Origin of the sequence: Pseudoalteromonas sp. NZS100_1 (assembly GCF_015864285.1) — a bacterium.
GTDB lineage: Bacteria > Pseudomonadota > Gammaproteobacteria > Enterobacterales > Alteromonadaceae > Pseudoalteromonas > Pseudoalteromonas arctica.
The window spans coordinates 1-1761 of sequence record NZ_JADYXN010000074.1 but is presented as its reverse complement, the minus strand read 5'-3'; the positions used below and the strand labels follow the sequence as shown (position 1 = coordinate 1761).

The window sequence follows — 1761 nt, the reverse complement described above, 5'->3', positions numbered from 1 at the left end:
TTTTTCACCCAAATTTGTATGCTTATTAGCATAACATTTCTTTCTTAATGGGTGGCCAAAATCACTGTACCACTACAGTATATAGCTAAACAGAAAGGTCTTAAAAGTAAGAATGCGGTAAAAAACCTGTTAAAAACTTGGTTTAACTCCACATCATTCGAGTGGTACATTAATCCAGCTTGTGCCTACAAAACTACATGGTAACTACACATTGGAGCTGCTTCTGATTTAAGGAAAGGAATTTAAAATGATTGATAAATTAATCACCGCCCTAGATGCTTCAGCGCTTTATATAAGTAGTGAAAAGGTCACAACAATAAAGGATGTCGAGCATGAGTTTAAAGTTGCTTTGCCAAAAGAATTAAAAAAATTACTATCAAGATTTGACTCTTCCATTATTTTTAACAATGGGGCAAAGATCATCCCCTTTCAGAAAACTCCTTATACAAATAATGACGGGTACCTGCCATTTGAAATAGTTTATGGTCTAGAAAATAGTGATAATAACCTTGTAAAAAAGAATCGCATGTATAAACAATTGAATGATGAAGGTTTTTTTATATTTGGTGAAAGTAGCGGTGGTGACCAATTATGCATCCATAAAGAAAATATGAAAGTTTATTGTTGGGATCACGAAAGCAGCGAAAACAATAATGAATTTTTTGAAGTATTTGCTAATTTTGATAACTTCCTCTCTAATCTAGAGCCTGACAATGCAAATATGGCGCAAAAAGAGATTGATTCTGCTAACTCATTTTTAGACTTTTAGTTTTTAAAAATGCTCCATTTAATAATACATGCACCTACAGCTAAGGACAGCCTATGCAACTCGACATTATAAACACCCTAAAACTATGAAAAAATTAAATTTAAAAAAAAGAGTTTCAATTACACATGATGAGTTAGATTCATTAGAAATGTTTTTTAATATTAACTTACCGATTAGCTACAGGGAGTTTATTTTAGAATTTAATGGTGGATGCCCAGATAAAATTACTATAAAAATTAACTCTGAAGAGCGCGTATTGGAAAGGTTTTTAATAGTTTCAGAAGATGAAAAGCTCGGTAATGAGTTTAAGCAATACGAAGTTAAAGTCGTAATGGCTCAAATTGAGGAAAGACTTACAGATAACGAAGACTTGGTTGGAGCCGAGACCTTACCTTTTGCTTACCTTTTTGGTGGTGATTTTTTATGCCTAGATTTCAAAGAAGATGCAATAAATCCTAAAGTAGTAATATGGGATCATAATGAGTCTGAAGAGTTATCGCCTGTTTTTTACAAGGCTTTTGATAATTTCCAAGAGTTTCTTGATGCGATGCCTTTCGGCTAACACATATTTACAAACTTTATGCTTGATCATTCAATTTAAAACTCATTTATGATGCTAAGGAAAGCCAATGCAACCCGATATTAAAAACATCCCGCAACACCTAGGTCAGTACCTTTATCAGCAAATAGATGAGCCATGGCATGAAGCTCAGCTTATTTTAGATTGCGATAATAATAATGCGATCGAGTGCAAGTCCCACTTTATTAAATCAGATAACGAAACACAGCATGCAATTGCTGTATCTAAAAATATAACTGAGTTATTCAAAACGTTATTTGACCACGCCATTAAAAATGAGACTGAAAATTGGCAACGCGCTATTTTTACTATCACTCGTCAAGGCCAATTTAACCTAAACTTTGAGCGCGATAATGATGAAGAAGCAATCGCTGCTGTTGAAATACATAAATAAATAAGATCAATCACAATC

Annotated in this window: 3 protein-coding genes; all 3 read left to right on the top strand. The window is 33.3% G+C overall.

Going from position 1 to position 1761, the window contains the following annotated elements; genetic code table 11:
• The first annotated feature begins 247 nt into the window (after positions 1–247).
• Complete coding sequence (locus tag I6F66_RS20535; protein ID WP_165729585.1) at positions 248–769, top strand: SMI1/KNR4 family protein; 522 nt, start codon at positions 248–250, stop codon at positions 767–769.
• Positions 770–854: 85 nt separating this feature from the next.
• Positions 855–1331 (top strand): SMI1/KNR4 family protein, encoded by a 477-nt coding sequence (locus I6F66_RS20530; protein WP_165729586.1) that lies wholly within the window; start codon positions 855–857, stop codon positions 1329–1331.
• 67 nt (positions 1332–1398) lie between these two features.
• Complete coding sequence (locus I6F66_RS20525) at positions 1399–1743, top strand: immunity protein YezG family protein (protein ID WP_165729587.1); 345 nt, start codon at positions 1399–1401, stop codon at positions 1741–1743.
• The last annotated feature ends 18 nt before the right edge of the window (positions 1744–1761 follow it).

What these genes read in the sequence shown, in the direction of transcription:
- I6F66_RS20535 (WP_165729585.1), top strand. Translation starts at nt 248, where the DNA reads ATGATTGATAAATTAATCACCGCCCTAGATGCTTCAGCGCTTTATATA.
- I6F66_RS20530 (WP_165729586.1), top strand. Translation starts at nt 855, where the DNA reads ATGAAAAAATTAAATTTAAAAAAAAGAGTTTCAATTACACATGATGAG.
- I6F66_RS20525 (WP_165729587.1), top strand. Translation starts at nt 1,399, where the DNA reads ATGCAACCCGATATTAAAAACATCCCGCAACACCTAGGTCAGTACCTT.